At 73.2% G+C, this 18,957-nt stretch carries 19 protein-coding genes; 5 read left to right on the top strand and 14 right to left on the bottom strand.

Translation table 11 applies throughout. The features are described 5' to 3' along the window. The coding region (locus ACIQ9P_RS24260; protein WP_402359743.1) for a hypothetical protein at positions 1–181 on the top strand (181 nt) is incomplete at its 5' end. Positions 182–361: 180 nt separating this feature from the next. Here ACIQ9P_RS24260 and tyrS read toward each other — a convergent pair. Beyond that, positions 362–1,624 (bottom strand): tyrosine--tRNA ligase, encoded by a 1,263-nt coding sequence (gene tyrS, locus ACIQ9P_RS24255; protein WP_402359790.1) that lies wholly within the window; start codon positions 1,622–1,624, stop codon positions 362–364. Positions 1,625–1,968: 344 nt separating this feature from the next. Between tyrS and ACIQ9P_RS24250 the strand changes: the two genes are divergently transcribed. Next, a complete protein-coding gene (locus ACIQ9P_RS24250; RefSeq protein ID WP_402359740.1) occupies positions 1,969–2,505 on the top strand; it encodes an HNH endonuclease in 537 nt (178 codons plus the stop codon). A 96-nt stretch (positions 2,506–2,601) separates the two neighbouring features. Here the strand turns inward: ACIQ9P_RS24250 and ACIQ9P_RS24245 are convergent, their stop codons facing one another. From ACIQ9P_RS24245 to ACIQ9P_RS24215, 7 genes are all read right to left on the bottom strand, one after another. Beyond that, on the bottom strand, positions 2,602–4,515 hold the full coding sequence (locus tag ACIQ9P_RS24245) for a PQQ-binding-like beta-propeller repeat protein (RefSeq protein WP_402359737.1): 1,914 nt from the start codon (positions 4,513–4,515) through the stop codon (positions 2,602–2,604). 159 nt (positions 4,516–4,674) lie between these two features. Further along, complete coding sequence (locus ACIQ9P_RS24240) at positions 4,675–4,977, bottom strand: 4a-hydroxytetrahydrobiopterin dehydratase (RefSeq protein WP_402359734.1); 303 nt, start codon at positions 4,975–4,977, stop codon at positions 4,675–4,677. Positions 4,978–5,014: 37 nt separating this feature from the next. Then, entirely contained in the window at positions 5,015–5,191 is a 177-nt protein-coding gene (locus tag ACIQ9P_RS24235; protein ID WP_402359731.1) for a DUF1272 domain-containing protein, read from the bottom strand. A 16-nt stretch (positions 5,192–5,207) separates the two neighbouring features. Then, on the bottom strand, positions 5,208–5,966 hold the full coding sequence (locus tag ACIQ9P_RS24230) for a sulfite exporter TauE/SafE family protein (RefSeq protein ID WP_402359728.1): 759 nt from the start codon (positions 5,964–5,966) through the stop codon (positions 5,208–5,210). Positions 5,967–6,142: 176 nt separating this feature from the next. Continuing rightward, complete coding sequence (locus ACIQ9P_RS24225; RefSeq protein ID WP_402359725.1) at positions 6,143–7,201, bottom strand: SPFH domain-containing protein; 1,059 nt, start codon at positions 7,199–7,201, stop codon at positions 6,143–6,145. 10 nt (positions 7,202–7,211) lie between these two features. After that, complete coding sequence (locus ACIQ9P_RS24220) at positions 7,212–7,634, bottom strand: NfeD family protein (RefSeq protein WP_030398242.1); 423 nt, start codon at positions 7,632–7,634, stop codon at positions 7,212–7,214. Between the two features lie 181 nt (positions 7,635–7,815). Further along, positions 7,816–8,607, bottom strand: a complete 792-nt coding sequence (locus ACIQ9P_RS24215; protein ID WP_402359722.1) for an ABC transporter ATP-binding protein — start codon at positions 8,605–8,607, stop codon at positions 7,816–7,818. A 147-nt stretch (positions 8,608–8,754) separates the two neighbouring features. Here ACIQ9P_RS24215 and ACIQ9P_RS24210 point away from each other — a divergent pair, with 147 nt between their 5' ends. Then, entirely contained in the window at positions 8,755–9,555 is an 801-nt protein-coding gene (locus tag ACIQ9P_RS24210; protein WP_402359719.1) for a hypothetical protein, read from the top strand. A 52-nt stretch (positions 9,556–9,607) separates the two neighbouring features. On the opposite strand, the gene ACIQ9P_RS24205 is transcribed toward ACIQ9P_RS24210, so the two are convergent. From ACIQ9P_RS24205 to ACIQ9P_RS24195, 3 genes are all read right to left on the bottom strand, one after another. Then, on the bottom strand, positions 9,608–10,258 hold the full coding sequence (locus ACIQ9P_RS24205) for a response regulator (protein WP_402359716.1): 651 nt from the start codon (positions 10,256–10,258) through the stop codon (positions 9,608–9,610). Further along, positions 10,251–11,348 carry a GAF domain-containing sensor histidine kinase gene (locus tag ACIQ9P_RS24200; protein ID WP_402359787.1) on the bottom strand — a complete coding sequence of 366 codons (1,098 nt, stop codon included), beginning with the start codon at positions 11,346–11,348 and terminating at the stop codon, positions 10,251–10,253. Before ACIQ9P_RS24200 ends, ACIQ9P_RS24205 begins: the two co-directional genes overlap by 8 nt. Before the next feature lie 345 nt (positions 11,349–11,693). Then, entirely contained in the window at positions 11,694–14,258 is a 2,565-nt protein-coding gene (locus tag ACIQ9P_RS24195; protein WP_402359713.1) for an FHA domain-containing protein, read from the bottom strand. A gap of 319 nt (positions 14,259–14,577) precedes the next feature. Here ACIQ9P_RS24195 and serB point away from each other — a divergent pair, with 319 nt between their 5' ends. Next, complete coding sequence (gene serB, locus ACIQ9P_RS24190) at positions 14,578–15,852, top strand: phosphoserine phosphatase SerB (protein ID WP_402359710.1); 1,275 nt, start codon at positions 14,578–14,580, stop codon at positions 15,850–15,852. Between the two features lie 157 nt (positions 15,853–16,009). Here serB and ACIQ9P_RS24185 read toward each other — a convergent pair whose 3' ends face one another. From ACIQ9P_RS24185 to ACIQ9P_RS24175, 3 genes are all read right to left on the bottom strand, one after another. Then, positions 16,010–16,537 carry a SixA phosphatase family protein gene (locus tag ACIQ9P_RS24185; RefSeq protein WP_402359707.1) on the bottom strand — a complete coding sequence of 176 codons (528 nt, stop codon included), beginning with the start codon at positions 16,535–16,537 and terminating at the stop codon, positions 16,010–16,012. 112 nt (positions 16,538–16,649) lie between these two features. After that, positions 16,650–16,772, bottom strand: a complete 123-nt coding sequence (locus ACIQ9P_RS24180) for an SGM_5486 family transporter-associated protein (protein ID WP_266274030.1) — start codon at positions 16,770–16,772, stop codon at positions 16,650–16,652. Positions 16,773–16,877: 105 nt separating this feature from the next. Beyond that, entirely contained in the window at positions 16,878–18,194 is a 1,317-nt protein-coding gene (locus ACIQ9P_RS24175; protein WP_402359704.1) for a CynX/NimT family MFS transporter, read from the bottom strand. A gap of 85 nt (positions 18,195–18,279) precedes the next feature. Here ACIQ9P_RS24175 and ACIQ9P_RS24170 point away from each other — a divergent pair, with 85 nt between their 5' ends. Continuing rightward, positions 18,280–18,951 (top strand): FadR/GntR family transcriptional regulator, encoded by a 672-nt coding sequence (locus tag ACIQ9P_RS24170; RefSeq protein WP_402359701.1) that lies wholly within the window; start codon positions 18,280–18,282, stop codon positions 18,949–18,951. Positions 18,952–18,957: the final 6 nt, after the last annotated feature.

Below are 18,957 nucleotides of genomic sequence, written 5' to 3'. Positions count from 1 at the left end.
CGCTGTTGAGTTCTCAAGGAACGGACGCTTCCTTCAGGCGGCTTTCACACCGGCCCTCCGGGCGCTTCGTTCTTTCGTGTTCCAAGCTTATCAGATGCTTTTCGCTCCGTTTTCCGGAGTTTCATTCATCGGATTTCCCGAACTGGCCGGGATCGCTTTCTTGCGACGTCCTCCACATTAGCGCATTCCGAGAGTTACTCGAAATTCATGCTCCGAGCGACACGCACTCGATGGGATGGCCGTTTCAGCGACTCGTTCAACACTAGTCCACCTGGAGGACACCGTCAAACATCAGGGGTGGGATCCGGCTGGATCCCACCCCTGAGAGTCGAAGCCACAGGTCAGCGGCGTCGGGTTTCGGTCACTCGGCCAGCTCGGCGGCGGCCAGGTTCCGCTTCCCGCGACGCAGGACCAGCCAGCGGCCGTGCAGCAGATCGGCCTCGGCCGGCACTGCCTCCTCGTCCGTCACCTTGACGTTGTTGAGGTAGGCACCACCCTCCTTGATCGTCCGGCGCGCGGCCGAACGGCTCGCGGAGAGACCGACGGCGACCAGCAGGTCGACGATCGACTGGAGTTCGGTGACCGCGGCCTTGGGGACCTCGGCCAGCGCCGCCGCCAGGGTCGGCGCCTCCAGGTCGGCCAGCTCGCCCTGACCGAACAGCGCCTTGGACGCGGCGACCGCGCGCTCGTACTGCTCGGCACCGTGCACCAGTGTGGTCAGCTCCTCGGCCAGCGCGCGCTGGGCGAGGCGGGCGGCGGGGCGCTCGGTGGTCTCGCGCTCCAGCTCCTCGACCTCCTCCTTCGAGCGGAAGCTGAAGATCCGCAGGAAGTTGGGGACGTCCCGGTCGTCCGCGTTGAGCCAGAACTGGTAGAAGGCGTACGGGGTGGTCAGCTCGGGGTCGAGCCAGACCGTGCCGGACTCCGTCTTGCCGAACTTGGTGCCGTCCGCCTTGACGATCAGCGGCGTCGCCAGCGCGTGCACCGACTTGCCGTCCGCCTTGCGGATCAGGTCGGTGCCGGCCGTGAGGTTGCCCCACTGGTCGCTGCCGCCGGTCTGCAGGCTGCAGCCGTATCGGCGGTTCAGCTCCAGGTAGTCCATGCCCTGGAGGATCTGGTAGCTGAACTCGGTGTAGCTGATGCCGGCGTCCGAGTTGAGCCGTCGGGCGACGGCCTCCTTGGCGATCATGTTGTTGACGCGGAAGTACTTGCCCACGTCGCGCAGCAGGCTGATCGCGGACATCCCGGAGGTCCAGTCCAGGTTGTTGACCATGCGCGCCGCGTACGGGCCGTCGAAGTCGAGGAACCGCGAGATCTGCCCGCGCAGGCGCTCGACCCAGGCGGCCACCGTCCCGGGGTCGTTGAGCACGCGCTCGGCGGTGGGCTTCGGGTCACCGATCAGACCGGTGGCCCCGCCGACCAGGCCGAGCGGAAGGTGCCCCGCCTGCTGGATGCGGCGCATGGTGAGGATCTGGACCAGGTTGCCGAGGTGCAGGCTGGGGGCCGTCGGGTCGAAGCCGCAATAGAACGTGACCGGGCCGTCCGCGAACGCCTTGCGCAGTGCGTCCTCGTCGGTGGACAGGGCGATCAGCCCACGCCACCGCAGCTCGTCGACGATGTCCGTCACGGTCACGCTTCTCCTTCGATCGGGCGCCCGCCCGGTGCGGGCCCGGTTCGGCCCGGCCCGGGTGTGCGGGACGGCTCCAGCTCCGTAGAGCCTACGCGGTCCCTGCCAACGAGTTTTCGTCGCACCGGCGCGGACGCGCCGGACGGGTCCGATTCCCGTCGCTCCCGGTCCGGCCGGTTCCGGTGCCCGTCCGCCCCGTCGTGGGCATGCCCCTCCACGACACCGGAAATTCCGTTGTTCGACGGCCCTGTGCCCCTTCAGAGTGGTCCCACCGCCGCGCGGCGGCAGTGACGTGTGTGGAGACGGTCGTGCCGCCGTGGCACGCCCGCGGAAGGGTGGCCGAGGTGCGCAGCACGCTGGTTCTGAACGCAAGCTACGAACCGCTGACGACGGTGTCGCTCCAGCGCGCCGTGGTCCTGGTACTCCAGGACAAGGCCGTGGTCGAGCAGGCGCACCCACTGCGCACCGTGCGCGGGACGGGGGTGACGGTACCGGTGCCGCGGGTGATCAGACTCCAGCGGTACGTCCGGGTGCCGTTCCGACAACAGGCTCCGTGGTCACGCCGCGGGGTGCTCGTCCGGGACCAGCACCTGTGCGCCTACTGCGGGCGGCGCGCCACCACGGTGGACCACCTGCAGCCCAGGTCGCGCGGGGGGACGGACACCTGGATGAACACGGTGGCCGCCTGTTCCGACGACAACCAGCGCAAGGCCGACCGGACGCCGGAGCAAGCGGGGATGAAGCTGCTCCGCCGGCCGTTCGTACCGACGCCGCAGGCCACGCTGATGATGGCGCTGGGCCTGCGCGGCGCCGACCTCCGGGAGCTGGCCGCCTGGCTGCCGGCCCAGGTGGTCGCGGCGGCCGCGCCCTCGGCCGCCTGAGGCGGCACCCGGAACAGGGGGGGAGCGGGGGACTCGGCCGCGCATCGACGGGGGGAAGTCGGTGCGCGGCCGGGCACGGCCGTGAGAGGCCCGCGGCTACTGCTGGGCCCGGTAGGCGGTCGCGGTGCCGAAGTTGGTCGAGTGCTCGGGGACGGCGACGACCCGGCCGCCTCCGATCAGTACCCGCCCGGAGACCAGCAGCGAGCCCGTGCCGGGCGGGAAGTTGCCGCCGACCGTCTGGCGCCCGTCGCCCAGGGCGAAGCGGCTGAGGTGGGCCGGCTGGTCGAGGCGCTCGTCGACCGCGAGCACCAGCGCGCCGCCGTCGACGGCGACCGCCCGGGCCGCGCCCTTCTCGCGCGCGGTGGTGCGCCAACGCTGCTTGCCGCTGTCCAGGTCGTAGCCGACCACCGCGACGGAGCCGCCGGCACCGTTCGCCGGGGCGACCGTGGTGATCATCGTGCGGTCCTGGAAGAAGGCCCCCGGCGCGGCCGAGAACATCCCGTGGGCGGCGTCGAGCCGGCCTCCGGCGCCGGCGACCGGGATCTCGGTGGCGGGGTCGCCGTTGGCGCCCCAGGCGAGGACCCGGTCGTCCTCGGGCTTCTCGCCGGTGGTGAGCACCACCGGCGGCTCGACCGAGAGCACGGTCGCGGTCCTCGGCCGGTTGTCGAGGGGACGCGACCAGGTGACCTTGCCGTCGACGGCGTTCAGCGCGACGGCCTGGTCCACGGGGGTGGAGTCGGCGCAGGAGCTGGCGACCAGGACGGTGCCGCCGGACGCGCCGCCGGAGAGGGTGCAGAACTTGCCCTGCCCGGTGTACTGCCAGAGGTCGGTGCCGCCGGTGGCCTCCCAGGCGACGGCGTGGCTGTCGCCGACCGCGATCACCTTGTCGTCGGTGACGCCGACGGTCGCGCCGTAGGCGCCCTTGGCGTCGGAGAGCGACTTGGTCCAGGCCGTCCGGCCGGTGCCGGTGTCGACCGCCGCGACCAGGGAGCACGGGCTCTTGGGGTCGGCCCGGGGCCGGAACAGCACGGCGCCGAGGCCGGTCAGGTTGACGGTCGGGGAGAGGCCGCAGGGCACGGCCCCGGCGGCGGGCGGCTCCAGCGACCAGGTCGCCCGGCCGTCGGTGAGGTCGTAGGCGCGGACGCCGGTCGCGTCGGCGCGGACCACGGCACCGGCGAGCAGCCAGCTGCCGACCAGGGTGTCGTCACCGCCGGGCTGGGCGGTGACGGCCCCGGCGGCCCAGGTCCGGGTGTGCGCGACGGTGAAGCCGGGCTCGCCGCCGGTTGCGTTGTCGGCGGAACCGCCGCCCTCCAGGCCGACCATGAGGCCGGCCGCGACCAGGACGCCGAGGGCGGCCACACCCGCCCCGGTGCGCACCAGCAGGGCGCGACGGCCGGGGGTGTGCTCGGCGGCGACGACGGCGCCCGCGGCGGCCCTGGCCCTGGCCGCGAGGCCGGACCGGCCGGCGGTGCGGTCCGCCCGCCGCGACGCGGGCGCCGGCTCGGGCTCGGGCTCGGGCTCGGACGCGGGCCCGGTGAAGGGCTCCGGCTCCGGCTCCGGCTCCAGCCGCACATAGCCGTCGGCGGAGTACTCGGCCCCGACGGGGGCGTACAGCTCCGCGCTGTTCGGCTGCTGCGGAACGACGACGTAGGGCGCGTACTGCTGGTGCTGGTCCGGGCCGCCGTCGGCGGGGCCCTCGGCCCACGGCGGCTGCGGGACGTGGCTGTGGCCGTACCCGGCCCGGGAGGTGTACGGGTCCTGGACGGCGTAGCCCTGCTCGCCGTAGCCCTGGTCCGCGTATGCCTGCTGCCCGTACTCCCCCGGCCAGGCGTGCTGGGCCGCGTACCCGGAATGGGCCTGCCCCGTCCCCTCGGGGTACGCCGAGTACCCGGCGTGGTCGACATGCTGGGGGTACTGCGGCTGCTCGGGGTGTCCGCCGGACCACTCCTGGGGCGCCTGCTGCGGGTACCACTGCTGCGGGTGGCCGTCGCCGAGAGGGTCCTGAGCCATCCGTTCCGTCCCTCCCGACCGTCTGCGCTGCGGCAGTCAGCATCTCACGCCCCCGGAGCGGGGCGGAGCGGACGGTTCCGGTGTGCCCGGAGGGCCCTGAACGCACCGGTCCAGCGGTCCGACGACCTGCCGCTCCGCCGCTCTCCGCCGCTCTCCGCGCTACCCCGCGGACTCGGCGGCCAGGGCGGCGTCGATCCGGGCGGCGAGGTCGAGGTCGAGAGCGGTGAGGCCGCCGGCGCTGTGGGTGGAGAGGACGAAGCGCAGGGTGCGCCAGCGGATGTCGATGTCCGGATGGTGGTCCATCGCCTCGGCGGCCTCGGCGACGGCCGCGACGACCCGGATCCCGGCCGGGAAGTCGGGGGCGTCGGCGGTCCGGACGATGCTGTCGCCCTCGCGCGTCCAGTGCGGCAGCGCCGCCAGCCCGGCGGTGATCCTGTCCTCGGTCAGCCGTTCGCGGCTCATCGGCTCTCCTGTCCTGTCGCCGGCGGCCGGTCGGTCGTCAGCCCGTCCGTCGGGGACGGGCGACCAGTTCGCCGCCGCAGTTCGGGCAGGCCCCGGCCATCTCCTCGGTGCACGGCCCGCAGAACGTGCACTCGTAGGAACATATAGAGGCCGGGCCGTCCGGCGTCAGCGACACCTCGCAGCGCTCGCAGATCGTGCGCATCTCCAGGGCCACGGCGGAGTCCCTCCGGTCAGGTGGCGAGCAGCTTGACGACGGCCACCAGGCCGACGACGACGATGACGGCGCGCAGTGCCTGCGGCGGGAGCCGGCGGCCCACCTTGGCCCCGACCATGCCGCCCACCAGCGAGCCGACCGCGATCAGTCCGGCGGCGGTCCAGTTCACGGTCGAGGTGAAGAGGAAGAACAGCGCCGCGACACCGTTGACGATCAGCGCGAGGGCGTTCTTCACGCCGTTGATCCGCTGCAGGTCCTCCTGGAGCATCATGCCCATCAGGGCCAGCAGCAGAACGCCCTGCGCCGCGCCGAAGTAGCCGCCGTAGACGCCGGTGAGGAAGATCCCGACGAGCAGCAGCGGGCCGCCGTGCGGGTCGCCGTCGGGGCGGCGGCGGGCGGCGACGGCCTTGGCGACCCGGGGTTGCAGCACCACGAGGACGAGGGCGAGCAGGATCAGCACCGGGACGATCGCGTCGAAGGCGGCACTGGGCAGGGCGATCAGCAGGTAGGCGCCGAGGACGCCGCCGAGCAGGGAGGCGGTGCCGAAACGGGCGAGCCGGGCGCCCTGGTCGGCCAGCTCGCGCCGGTAGCCGAGCACGCCGCTGGCCGAGCCGGGGACCAGGCCGAAGGCGTTGGAGACGTTGGCGGTGACCGGCGGGAGTCCGACGGCGAGCAGGACGGGAAAGGTGATGAGGGTGCCGGAGCCGACGATCACATTGATCATCCCCGCGCCGACGCCCGCCACCAGGACGGCGATCGCCTCCCAGACCGTCATGAGCCACCTCCCGTTGGGGTCCTGTCGCCGTGATCATGCCGGACGGACGGGTACCGGGACCAGCCTCTCCCAGGATTCGGGACGTAGGACACACCGGGGGCGAACAGCCCCGAGGGCCCGCCCCCGTGCGGTACGGGTGACGGGCCCTCGGCGGAGCGACGGGCAGGCCGCGCGGGCTACTGCTCGGGGTCGTTCTTGCGGTACTCCCGGAGCGGGTCGATCCGGGGACGCGCGGCGCCCTTGGTGTCGGTGTCCAGCGGACGCGGGCCGGCTGCCGGGTCGATCGGCACCTGGGCGGCGGCGGGCGGCGCGGCCGGGGCCGCGGTGGGGGCGGCCATCGCGCTGCCGTTGGCCCCGCCGTTGCCGGGCAGACCGGTGAAGGCGCCGCCGATGCCCTTGAGCGCGTCGCCGATCTCGCTCGGGATGATCCAGAGCTTGTTGGCGTCGCCCTTGGCCAGCTCGGGCAGGGTCTGCAGGTACTGGTAGGCCAGCAGCTTCTGGTCCGCGTCGCCCTCGTGGATCGCCTCGAAGACGGTCCGGATGGCGGCGGCCTCACCGTCGGCGCGCAGCACGGCGGCCTGCGCCTCACCCTCGGCCTTGAGCACCTCGGCCTGCTTCTCGCCCTCGGCGCGCAGGATCTGGGACTGCCGGTTGCCCTCGGCGGTGAGGATCGCGGCGCGCTTGTCCCGCTCGGCGCGCATCTGCTTCTCCATCGAGTCCTGGATCGAGGTCGGCGGCTCGATGGCCTTCAGCTCGACCCGGTTGACCCGGATGCCCCACTTGCCGGTGGCCTCGTCGAGGACGCCGCGCAGGCCGGCGTTGATGACCTCGCGCGAGGTCAGGGTGGATTCGAGGTCCATCGAGCCGATGATGTTGCGCAGCGTGGTGACGGTGAGCTGCTCGATGGCCTGGATGTAGCTGGCGACCTCGTAGGTGGCCGCCCGCGCGTCGGTGACCTGGTAGTAGATCACCGTGTCGATGTTGACCACCAGGTTGTCCTGGGTGATCACCGGCTGCGGCGGGAACGGCACGACCTGCTCGCGCAGGTCGATCCGGTTGCGGACCCGGTCGATGAACGGGACGACGATGTTCAGGCCGGCGTTGAGCGTCCGGGTGTAGCGGCCGAAGCGCTCCACGATCGCGGCGCTGGCCTGCGGGATGACCTGAATCGTCTTGATCAGCGCGATGAAGGCCACCACGACCAGGACGACCAGGACGATAAGGACGGGTTCCACTGACTCTCCCCTAGACGACCAGGGCGGTCGCGCCCTGGATTTCGACGACGTCGACCTGCTCCCCCGGCTGGTACACCTGCTCGGGGTGGAGCGCGCGGGCCGACCAGATCTCGCCGTTGAGCTTGATCCGCCCGCCCTCCCCGTCGACCTTCTCCGCGACGACCGCGGTGGCGCCCTTCAGCGCCTCGATGCCCATTCTGATCTGCGGGCCCTTCCGCAGCGCCCGGTAGGCGATCGGGCGGACGACGACCAGTTGCGCGACCGAGACCGCGACGAAGGTCAGCACCTGCCACACCACGTCGGCGCCCAGACCGGCGACGCCGGCCGCGAAGAGCGCGCCGACGGCGAACATGGCGAGCTCCGGCATCGTGGTGATCACCAACGGTATGCCGAGGCCGACGGCGACCAGAAGCCACCAGATCCAGCTGTCCACGTGTCCATCCTAGGGAGGGAAGGGCCTATGAGGCGGTCAGTTCCCGCAGGTGGAGGGGCGGAAACCGGTCGCACGTGCGACCGGTTCCGGATCGGCCGAGTTCAGCGGAGTTCAGTGGCCCCGGTCGCGGCCCGGGCCGGGCGCGGAAGGGCCCGCCCCGGCCGGTTCGGCCGAGCCCGGTTCAGCCGAGCGGCAGCCCCTGGGCGGACCAGCGGTCGCCGTGGCGCTCCAGGGTCAGCGGGAGGCCGAAGCACTTGGAGAGGTTTCGGGCGGTGAGCTCGGTCTCGATCGGTCCGGCGGTGAGCACCTTGCCCTGACGGATCATCAGGACGTGCGTGAAGCCGGGGGCGATCTCCTCGACGTGGTGGGTGACCATCGCCATGGCCGGCGCGAACTCGTCCTGGGCCAGGGCGCCGAGGCGGCGGACGAGGTCCTCGCGGCCGCCGAGGTCCAGGCCGGCCGCGGGCTCGTCGAGCAGCAACAGCTCGGGGTCGGTCATCAGGGCGCGGGCGATCAGGGTGCGCTTGCGCTCGCCCTCGGAGAGGGTGCCGAAGCGGCGGTCGGTCATGCCGACCATGCCGAGGCGGTCGAGCAGGGCGAGCGCGCGGGACTCGTCGGCCTGCTCGTAGGACTCCTGCCAGGTGACGGTCATGCCGTACGCGGCGGTGAGCACCGTCTGCAGCACGGTCTGCTCGGCGGGCAGCTTGTCGAACATGGCCGCGCCGGCCAGGCCGATCCGCGAGCGGAGCTCGAAGACGTCGATCTCGCCGAGCTTCTCGCCGAGGACGCTGACCTTGCCGGAGGTCGGGAACAGGTACGAGGAGGCGATCTGCAGCAGGGTGGTCTTGCCCGCGCCGTTCGGGCCGAGGATGACCCAGCGCTCGCCCTCGGAGATGGACCACGAGACCTGGTCGACCAGCGCGCGCCCCTCCCGGACCACGGAAACGTCCACCAGCTCCAGCACGTCGCTCATGCCCACGCCTTCCCCAAAAACAGATATACGGCCGTCGGTGCGAGCGGCGTCCCGCCCCGGCGGCCGGTGGGCACGGAGTGGGTGCGCCGCACGCGCATGGGCAAACCTACGCCACCCGGGTGTCCACCGATTCCGTAGGCTGGCCGGATGCTCGCCACACCTGCCGACAATCCGTACGAAGAGCCCCGTTCGGGGCGGCTGGCCGCCTGGGGCAACGCTCTGCTGGCCGGACTGGTGCCGCCCGACGACGCCGCCGCGGCGGTCCTGGGGGCCGACGAGAGCCACCGGGTGACCGGTCTGCCCGGGGACGGCCCGGACGACCGGCACGGGCTCACCTGGGCGCTGGGACGGCTGCGGGTGCTCGGGGCGAAGGGCCTGCGGCTGGCCCTGCCGTCGGCCGGGCACCCGCTGGGCCTGACCGGTCCGGCACCGTTCAACGCGCGCGCGCTGACGGCCGGGGAGGCCGTGCTGGCGGTCGGGGTGCCGCTGGGGCTGGTGCCCGAGGTGGAGGTGTTCGGCCCGCCCGGGGACCGGTCGGCGACCGTCCTGTGGCGCTGCGCCGAGGTGAACGACGCGCCGCCGGCCGATGTGCCCTCGCTGCACGAGGCCGAGTTCGAGCTGGCCGACGGGCTGCGCCGGGCCACCGTGCTGCTGACCCGGCTGGACGTGGCCGGGGCCGGTCCGGAGGCGCTGCGGGCGCTGGAGGCGTACCGACGGCGCGGGCACGCCGAGCTGCTGGCGCCCGGGTACCCGCCCCGGGCGGTGCGGGTGCTGGAGTCGGCCCGGCAGGTGGCGGCGCTGCTCTCGATCGCCTCCGGCGGCCACGGCGCGGCGGTGAGCGCCTCCGAGATGGCGGCCCGGCAGGAGGCGCTGGCGCCGCTGTGGCGCACGGCCCGCCGGGCCCAGGTGGCGGCGTACAACGCGCTGGTGGACGAGCGGGAGCGGTAGCCGCGTCCCCGTGGTGGGGCGGGACGCGCCGGGCGCCCCGGCGCGTCCCGCCCTACCGCGTCTCGCCGTGCCGGACGGCCCAGAGCGCGGCCTGGGTACGGTCGGCGAGGTCCAGCTTCATCAGGATGTTGGAGACGTGGGTCTTCACCGTCTTCTCGGACAGGTGCAGGCTGCGCGCGATCTCCCGGTTGGAGCGGCCGTCGGAGATGTGACCGAGCACCTCGCGCTCGCGCTCGGTGAGGGTGCCGCCGCGGCCCTGCGGCGGGCGCGGGCCGTCGTCGGCGAGCAGGGCCTCGGCCAGCTCCGGCTGGAGCAGGACGTGGCCGGCGTGGACCGAGCGGATCGCGCCGGCCAGGGCCTCCGGGTCGACGTCCTTGTAGACGTACCCGGCGGCGCCGGCCCGCAGCGCGGGGACCATGGTGCGGTGCTCGGTGAAGCTGGTGACGATGAGGATCCGGGCCCGGCTGCCCTCCTCCTTGAGCGTGCGCAGCGCCTCGATGCCGTCGACACCGGGCATCTTGAGGTCCATCAGGACCACGTCGGGGTCGAGCGCGCGCGCCTGGTCGACGCCTTCGGCGCCGTCGGCGGCCTCGCCGACCACCTCGATGTCGTCCTGCACCTCCAGGAAGGTGCGCAGGCCGCGGCGGACCACCTGGTGGTCGTCGACCAGCAGGACGCGGATCGCGGACAGGGTGTCAGGCACCGGGGACCTCCATCTCGACGATCGTGCCCGTTCCGGGGGCCGAGTCCAGGGTGAGCCGGCCGCCGACGGCGGCGGCGCGGTCGCGCATCGAGGCCAGGCCGAGGTGGCGGCCGGCCCGTCGGACGGCTCCGGGGTCGAAGCCCCGGCCGTTGTCGCTGACCCTCAGCACGGCGCCGCGCCCGGGCGTTCCGGCCAGGGTGACGGTGACGCGACCGGCACCGGAGTGGCGCAGCGCGTTGTGCAGGGCCTCCTGGGCGACCCGCAGCAGGGCGGCCTCCTGGGCCTGCGGGAGGGCGCGGACGCGGTCGGCGGCGAAGGCGATGTCGGCGCTGTGGGCGCGGTCGAGGACCTGCACCTGGGAGGCCAGGGTGGCGCTCAGGCCGTCCTCCTCCAGCGCGGCGGGGCGCAGTTCGACGACGACGGCGCGCAGTTCGTCGGCGGCCTCGGCGGCGAGCCGGGCGACCTCGGCGAGTTCGGCGCGGGCGCGGGCCGGGTCGCGGTCGACGAGCTTGGCGGCGGCCTTGGCGGTGAGGCGCAGCGAGAAGAGCTTCTGCGAGACGGCGTCGTGCAGGTCGTGGGCGATCCGGGCGCGCTCGCCGGCCAGGGTGAGTTCGCGGCTGCGCTCGTAGAGGCGGGCGTTGGTCAGGGCCAGCGCGGCGTGCGCGGCCAGTATCCGCAGCAGTTCCTCGTCGTGGTCGGTGAAGCCGCCGCCGCCGCGCTTGTCGGCGAGGTAGATGACGCCGAGCACTTCGGGCTCGTCCTCGTCGTGGTCGGCGTCGACGATGGGCATGCCGAGGAAGGCGCCGAGTTCGGGGTGGGCCTCGGGCCAGCCGCCGAAGGCGGGGGCGCGGCGGACGTCGTCGAGCCGGATCGGGCCGGTCTCGTGGAGCATCGCGGCGAGCACGCCGTGCTGCCGGGGCAGCGGGCCGATCGCCCGCCACTGCTCGTCGGTGACGCCGTCGACGACGAACTGGGCGAAGCCGCCGTGGTCGTCGGGGACGCCGAGGGCGGCGTACTCGGCGCCGAGCAGCCGGCGGGCGGAGGCGGTGATCCGGCGCAGGACCTCGCGCACCTCCAGGTGGCGGCTCATCCCGAGCAGGGCCTGGCTGACGGCCTCGATGCCGGCCAGGCAGGGTTCGCAGGCGGGCAGGGTGCCGTCCGGCGGCGGGCCGACCGGGATCCGGTCGGCGGGCAGCAGTCCGGCGTGCCGGTGGTCGCTTGGCACGGTGGGCATGACGCCAACCTACCGCCGCCCCCGGGGCCGGCGCGTCGGTCCCCGGCCGGGTGGGGCGCAGGTCCAGCGACCTAGGTCGTGCGCTCCGGACGGGCGCGGGGACGGGGCGAGGACGGGGCCGGGGACGGGGCGGGAAACGCCGCGGGGGCGGCCCGCCCCGGTCGGGGTGGGCCGCCCCCGTGGTGGCGGCGGTGCCGGGCGTCAGCCCTTCTGCATGACCTCGGGCTCGTGCCGGCGCTGGAGCCGGGTGACGATGATGCCGAGGACGACCGACATCAGGATGAGCATCCCGGCGTCGAACCAGAACTGGCCCGAGTTGTGGCCCCAGAGCGCGTCGTACTCGGGGTTCTGGAAGTCCTTGTTCCAGGGGCCGAGCAGGTGCGACAGGTCGAGCGTGGTGGCGACCATGCCGGTGCCCCAGCGGGCCGGCATCAGCCAGGCGAACTGCTCCAGGCCGGGCTTGGAGAAGATCTGGAACAGGCAGCCGGTGAAGACGACCTGGATGATCGCGAACATCACCAGCAGCGGCATGGTCTTCTCGGCGGTCTTGACCAGGGCGGAGATCACCAGGCCGAACATCATCGAGGCGAAGCTCAGCAGGATCAGGCCGAAGCTCATCTCCAGGATCGGCAGGTCCTTGATCACCAGGCCGTGCGCGGGCAGCTTGCGCGGCAGGAAGCCGACGGCGGAGATGATCGCGCCCTGGATCACGCTGAAGAAGCCCAGCACGATGATCTTGGACATCATGTACGCCGAGCGGGACAGGCCGGTGGCCCGTTCCCGTTCGTAGATCGCCCGTTCCTTGATCAGCTCGCGGACCGAGTTGGCCGCACCGGAGAAGCAGGCGCCGATCGCCAGGATCAGCATGATCGTCGCGGCGCCGCTGTTCAGGCCGAGCTGCGACTTGGGGTTCGGCGCCAGCCCCGGTTCGTTGGGGATCAGCACGCTGACCGCGCCGAGCACGGCCGGCAGCAGCACCGACAGCGCCAGGAAGCCGCGGTCGGAGGCGAGCACCGAGGCGTAGCGGCGGATCAGCGTCCACAGCTGCGAGGCCCAGCTCTGCGGCTTCGGCGGGCGGACCGCCTCCTGGACGATCTGCGCGGACTGCACCGCGCCGGACTCCACGTCCGCCGAGTACTGCTGGTGGTGCACCGAGCTGCGGTAGCGGCCGGCCCAGTCGTGGTCCGGGTAGTTCTCGAACGCCTGGAAGACATCGGCCCAGGTCTCGTAGCCGAAGAAGTGCAGCGCCTCGTCCGGCGGGCCGAAGTAGGCCACCGAACCGCCCGGCGCCATCACCAGCAGCCGGTCGCAGAGCGCGAGTTCGGCCACCGAGTGGGTGACGACCAGGATCGTGCGGCCGTCGTCGGCGAGGCCGCGCAGCATCTGCATGACCTCGCGGTCCATGCCCGGGTCGAGGCCCGAGGTGGGCTCGTCCAGGAAGATCAGCGAGGGCTTGGTGAGCAGCTCCAGGGCGACCGAGACGCGCTTCTGCTGGCCGCCGGAGAGGGCGGTGATCCGGTTGTCCGCGCGCTTGTCGAGCCGCAGCTCGTAGAGCACCTCGTCGATCCGCGCCTCGCGCTCGCGCGGCTCGGTGTCGCCGGGGAAGCGCAGCCGGGCCGCGTACTTGAGGCCGGTGCGGACGGTCAGCTCCTTGTGCAGGATCTCCGACTGCGGCACCAGGCCGATGCGCGAACGCAGCTCGGCGAACTGCTTGTAGAGGTTGCGGCCGTCGTAGAGCACGTCGCCGCGGTCGGCCGGGCGGTAGCCGGTGAGGGCGCGCAGCAGGGTCGACTTGCCGGAGCCGGACGGGCCGATGACGGCGACCAGGGACTTCTCCGGGACGCCGAAGCTGACGTCGTTGAGCAGGACCTTCTTGCCGCCCTTGAAGTCGACCTCGACGGTCAGGTGGCGGGCGGAGAAGGAGACGGCGCCGGTGTCGACGAACTCCTGCAGCTGGTCGCCGACCAGCACGAAGCTGGAGTGGCCGACCGTCAACCGGTCCTGCGGGCCGATCAGCTGGCGCTCGACCCGCTGGCCGTTGAGGAAGATGCCGTTGTGGCTGCCGAGGTCGACGATCTCGTACCGGCCGTCGGGCAGCTGGCGCAGCTCGGCGTGGTGGCGGGAGACCTGGAGGTCGGAGACGACGATGTCGTTGTCCAGCGCGCGACCGATCCGCATGGTGTTCATGCCGGCGGTCAGGTTGCGGATGATCGTCGGCTGCGGGCCGCCGTCGTGCGCGGCGGGCGCCTGCTGCGGGAACCCCTGGGCGGCGTGCTGCCCCGGGAAGCCCTGCTGCTGCGGGAAGTGCTGCGGCTGGACCTGCGGCTGGGCCTGGGGCTCCGGCTGCCACTGCTGCTGCGGCGGGTAGGGCTGCTGCTGTTGCTGCGGCGCCGGGGGCTGCCACTGCTGCTGGGGAGCGGCGCTCCGGCTGGTGGCGGCCTCGTGCCAGGCCGGCTGGGCGGCCTGCTGGGCGGTCGGCGCGGAGAACGCGAGCCTGGGGCCGTTCTCGGCGTTGCCGAGGTTGACCACGGCTCCCGGGAACAGCTGTGCCTGCATGGTGCGGGCACCACCCGTGAAGGTGCCGTTGGTGCTGCCGTGGTCGTCCAGCTGCCAACCGGCCCCGTTGAAGGAGATGGTGGCGTGCTGCCAGGACACCCGCGCGTCGTCGAACTGGAAGTCCGACTGCGGATTGCGACCGATGGTGTAGGACCGCCCGGGTTCCATGACCCGCTGCTGTCCGTTGATCTCGATGACGAGTTGCGGCACTCTCGCCTGCCCCGCTCTCTCGGTTCCCCCGATGGTGCGCCCCGGCCAGGTGGGGCGAAATGATCGTGAATCTGACGGGGGAATCATTCCAGCCCGCCGGGCACGGGTGAAAGCCGCCCCCGCGGACTGTGACCAGGCGGCAACGATTCACGGACCGCCCTTGTACGACCGGACGGCGGACCGGACAGCGCCGCGCCACCGGTTCGGTCCCGCGACCGGTGGCCACCGGTCCGGTCCGCGGGGACCGGACCGGCGGGCTCGTCCACGAACCGGACGGGTGCCGTCGCGGTGTCCGGCGCCGGGTAGCGTGGGAGGCACCATGAACGCATCGCCCTTGGCCGCCGAGCCGTTCCCCGCCCCGCAGCCCCGGACCGAGGACGGGCGCACCCTGCTCGTCAAGGTGTTCGGCAAGGACCGCCCCGGCATCACCGCCGGGCTCTTCGCCACCCTGGCCGGGTTCGGCGTGGAGGTCGTCGACATCGAGCAGGTGGTCACCCGTGGCCGGATAACGCTGTGCGCCCTGGTCTCCGCCCCCGCCGTACGGGGCGCCGAGGGCGACCTGCGGGCCGTGGTGCACCGCTGGGCCGAGGAGCAGAAGCTCCAGGCCGAGATCATCTCCGGCATCGGCGACAACCGGCCGCGGCGCGAGGGCCGCTCCCACGTCACCGTGCTGGGCCACCCGCTGACCGCCTCCGCCGTCGCCGCGCTCACCGCGCGGATCACGGCCGCGGACGGCAACATCGACCGTGTCTTCCGGCTCGCCAAGTACCCGGTGACCGCTGTCGAACTGGCCGTCTCGGGTGTGGCCACCGACCGGCTGCGGGCCGAACTGGCCCAGGAGGCGGCCACCCAGCGGGTGGACGTCGCGGTGGTGGCGGCCGGGCTGGAGCGGCGGGCCAAGCGGCTGATCGTGATGGACGTCGACTCGACGCTGATCCAGGACGAGGTGATCGAGCTGTTCGCGGCCCACGCGGGCTGCGAGGAGGAGGTCGCCGCGGTGACGGCCGCGGCGATGCGCGGCGAGCTGGACTTCGCGGAGTCGCTGCGCGCCCGGGTCGCGCTGCTGGCCGGGCTGGACGCGGCGGTGACCGAGAAGGTGCGCGCGGAGGTCCGGTTCACCCCGGGCGCCCGCACCCTGATCCGCACCCTGCAGCGGCTGGGCTTCCAGGTCGCGGTGGTGTCCGGCGGCTTCACCCAGGTCACCGACCACCTGGTGGAGCAGCTGGGCCTGGACTTCGCGGCGGCGAACACCCTGGAGGTGGTGGACGGGAAGTTCACCGGCCGGGTGGTGGGCGAGATCGTCGACCGGGCGGGCAAGGCGCGCTGGCTGGAGCGGTTCGCCGCGCAGGCCAAGGTGCCGCTGGAGCAGACGGTGGCCATCGGCGACGGCGCCAACGACCTGGACATGCTGAACGCGGCCGGGCTGGGCGTGGCGTTCAACGCCAAGCCGGTGGTGCGGGAGGCCGCGGACACCGCGGTGAACGTGCCGTTCCTGGACACCGTGCTGTACCTGCTCGGGATCACCCGCGAGGAGGTCGAGGCGGCCGACGTGGTGGACGCGCTGGACCACCCGGAGGCCGACGCGCGGGGCTGACGGCACGCGGGGCCGACCGGACGCACCGAGGGGCGCGTGGACCAGGTCCGCGCGCCCCTCGTCGTGGGTCACCGTCGTCGGTCACCTTGACCCGGTCACCCGTCGCGGGTCACCCGGGTCCGGTCACCCGCCGTCGCTCCGGGCCGCCGCACGCCGCTCAGTCCTGCGGCGTGTAGTACGAGACCAGCTCGCCCACACCCGGCTCGACGTTCTTCCACGGGCCGGAGAAGCTGAGCACCGCGACGGCCGCGGTCGGGAAGCCGCCGAGCCGCAGCCGCTCCAGCGCGTCCCGGTCGCCCTCGTCACCGGCCAGCACCTGGGTCAGGCCCAGCACGCCCGGGTTGTGGCCGACCAGGACCAGGTCGTCGTACTCCTCCGGGGTCTCCTGGAGGACGGTGATGATCTCGCCGGGGCTGGCGTCGTAGACCCGGTCCTCGTAGACCGTCCGCCGCACCCGCTTCGGCAGCTCGTGCGCGGCGAGCTTCCAGGTCTCGCGGGTGCGCAGGGCGGTGGAGCAGAGCACGTAGTCGGGGTTGATGCCGGAGTCGGCCAGCCAGCGGCCGGCTTCCGGGGCCTGGTGGCGGCCCCGGTCGGCCAGCGGCCGCTCGTGGTCGTCGACGCCGTCCGGCCAGTCGGCCTTGGCATGGCGGAGAACGATGATCCTGCGGGGCGTGTCGGCGCTCATACCCAGCAAGCTTGGCAGAAAAGCCGGCCGCGGGCGCGATGCTGCCCGATGGCGCCACCCCCGGGGTCGGGGAGTGCCATCATGCGGGGTTCACCGGGGTGTCGCCCCGGGGTCAGCCGATGTTCCGGGCGACGATCGCGACGATCACCAGCAGGACGACGATGCCGCCGATGATCGCGGCGAGCTGGCCGAGCTTCTTGTGGCCGTCGGTGGGGTTCGGTTCGAGAACGGGCATGCCCGGATTCTCCCACCCCGCACACGCCCGTCCCCCACCGGGACCCGGCCCCGTCCCCGTCGGCCCTGTCCCCGCCGGGCCGGCGGGGACAGGGCAGGGGACCCGTCAGGCCGCGCCGGCCCCGGAGGCCGTCGCCACGGCCTCGTCCTCGATGTGCCGGGCCCGGGCCGCCCGCAGACCGAACAGCATCTGCGGCACCAGCAGCACCGCCAGGAAGCCCAGCGGCAGGTACCACTCGCCGGTGGCCTGGTAGAGCCGGCCGATCAGGATCGGGCCCGGGATCGAGATCAGGTAGCCGACGCCCTGGGCGAAGGCCGACAGCTGGGCCACCCCGCCGGCGGTCCGGGCCCGCAGGCCGATCATGGTCAGTACCAGCGGGAAGGCGCAGTTGGACAGGCCCACCAGGACCGCCCACAGCCACGGCGCACCGGCCGGGGCCACCGCCAGCCCGGTGTAGCCGGCGATGCCGAAGGCCGCCAGGACCACCACGAAGAGCCGCTGGTCACCGCGCCGGGCGGCCAGGTTGGGCAGCACGAAGGACACCGGCACGCCGATCACCATGGTCAGCGCCAGGAGCACGCCCGAGGTGCCCGAGGAGACCCCGGCGTCCTGGAAGATCGTCGGCAGCCAGCCCATCACCACGTACGCGCCGGTGGCCTGGAAGCCGAAGAAGATCGCCAGCGCCCAGGCGGTGCGGCTGCGGGTGATCGGCAGCCGCACCGCGGCCGCCGCGCCGGCCACCGCGCCGGCGGACTCCCGCCGCCGGCCGAGCAGCACCGGGATCCAGAGCAGCAGGGCGACGGCGCCGAGCCCGGCCCAGACCCCGAGGCCGAGCCGCCAGTCGCCGCCGAGCCCCTTGGTCAGCGGGACGGTGACGGCGGCGGCCAGCGCGGTGCCGGCCGAGAGCGCCATCGAGTAGAGGCCGATCATCGGCCCGACCTTCTCCGGGAAGTAGCGCTTGATCACCACCGGGATCAGCACGTTGGAGACGGCCACACCGGCCAGCGCGAGCGCGGTGAGCAGCAGGAAGACCGCGGTGCCACCGGCGAAGGAACGGGCCAGCACGCCCGCGGTGATCGCGCCCATGCCCGCGGTCACCACCGCGACCGGGCCGAGCCGCCGGGCCAGCCCGGGCGCGGCGAAGCCGAACAGGGCGAAGCAGAGCGAGGGGACGGCGGTGAGCAGACCGGCGACGGTCGGGCTCATTCCGAGGTCGGTGCGGACCTGGTCCAGCAGCGGCCCGAGGCTGGTCACCACCGGGCGGAGGTTGAACGCGGCGGCGGCGATCGCGAGGGCGAACAGCCAGCCGAGGTGGCGACTTCTGGGCGGGCCGGGCCGCTCGCTCTGCGGCCGGGCGGCGCCCCGGGGGTCGACCCGGGTGGAAGCGGTGACGGGATCTGCGGTGTCTGCTGCGGACGACATGCGGGCCATCATAGAATGATGGGATGAATTAGCGCATCCTCGAATTGGCATGATGGCCCGACCCACCCGACCCAAGGAGTCCCCCGTGGCGCTGTCCTCGCCGAAGCGCACCCCGCTGTCCGACCAGGTGATCGCCCAGCTGCGCGCCCAGATCACCTCCGGGGAGTGGCCCGTCGGCTCGCGCATCCCCACCGAGGCCGCCCTGGTCGAACAGCTGGGTGTGGCCCGCAACACCGTGCGCGAGGCCGTCCGCGCCCTCGCCCACAACGGACTGCTCGACATCCGCCAGGGCTCCGGCACCTACGTCCTCGCCGCCAGCGAACTCGCCGGCGTCATGCACCGCCGCTTCGCCGACGCCGACCGGGCCCAGGTCGCCGAACTGCGCACCACCCTGGAGACCGCCGCCGCCGGCCTCGCCGCCGCCCGCCGCACCGACCGCGACCTCGACCTCATGGACGCCGCCCTCGCCCGCCGCGAGGACGCCTGGCGCTCCGGCAACGCCGAGGACTTCGTCCAGGCCGACGCCGCCTTCCACCAGTCCGTCGTCGCCGCCGCCCACAACGACGTGCTCGCCGCCCTCTACGCCGACCTGGGCGAGGTCACCCGGGCCCTGCTGCGCCACGACGTCGGCCCCGAGCTCGTCCCCGAGCGCTACCTCGGCCACGACGACATCATCGACGCCGTCCGCGCCCGCGACGCCCAGCGCGCCTCCCGCGAGGCCGGCCGCGCCATCGGCGCCTGCGACCGGGACGGCTGACCGGGA

Source organism: Kitasatospora sp. NPDC094019, assembly GCF_044764505.1.
GTDB lineage: Bacteria > Actinomycetota > Actinomycetes > Streptomycetales > Streptomycetaceae > Kitasatospora.
The sequence above is the reverse complement of the archived record's forward strand: the minus strand, read 5'-3'. Positions and strand labels throughout refer to the sequence as shown.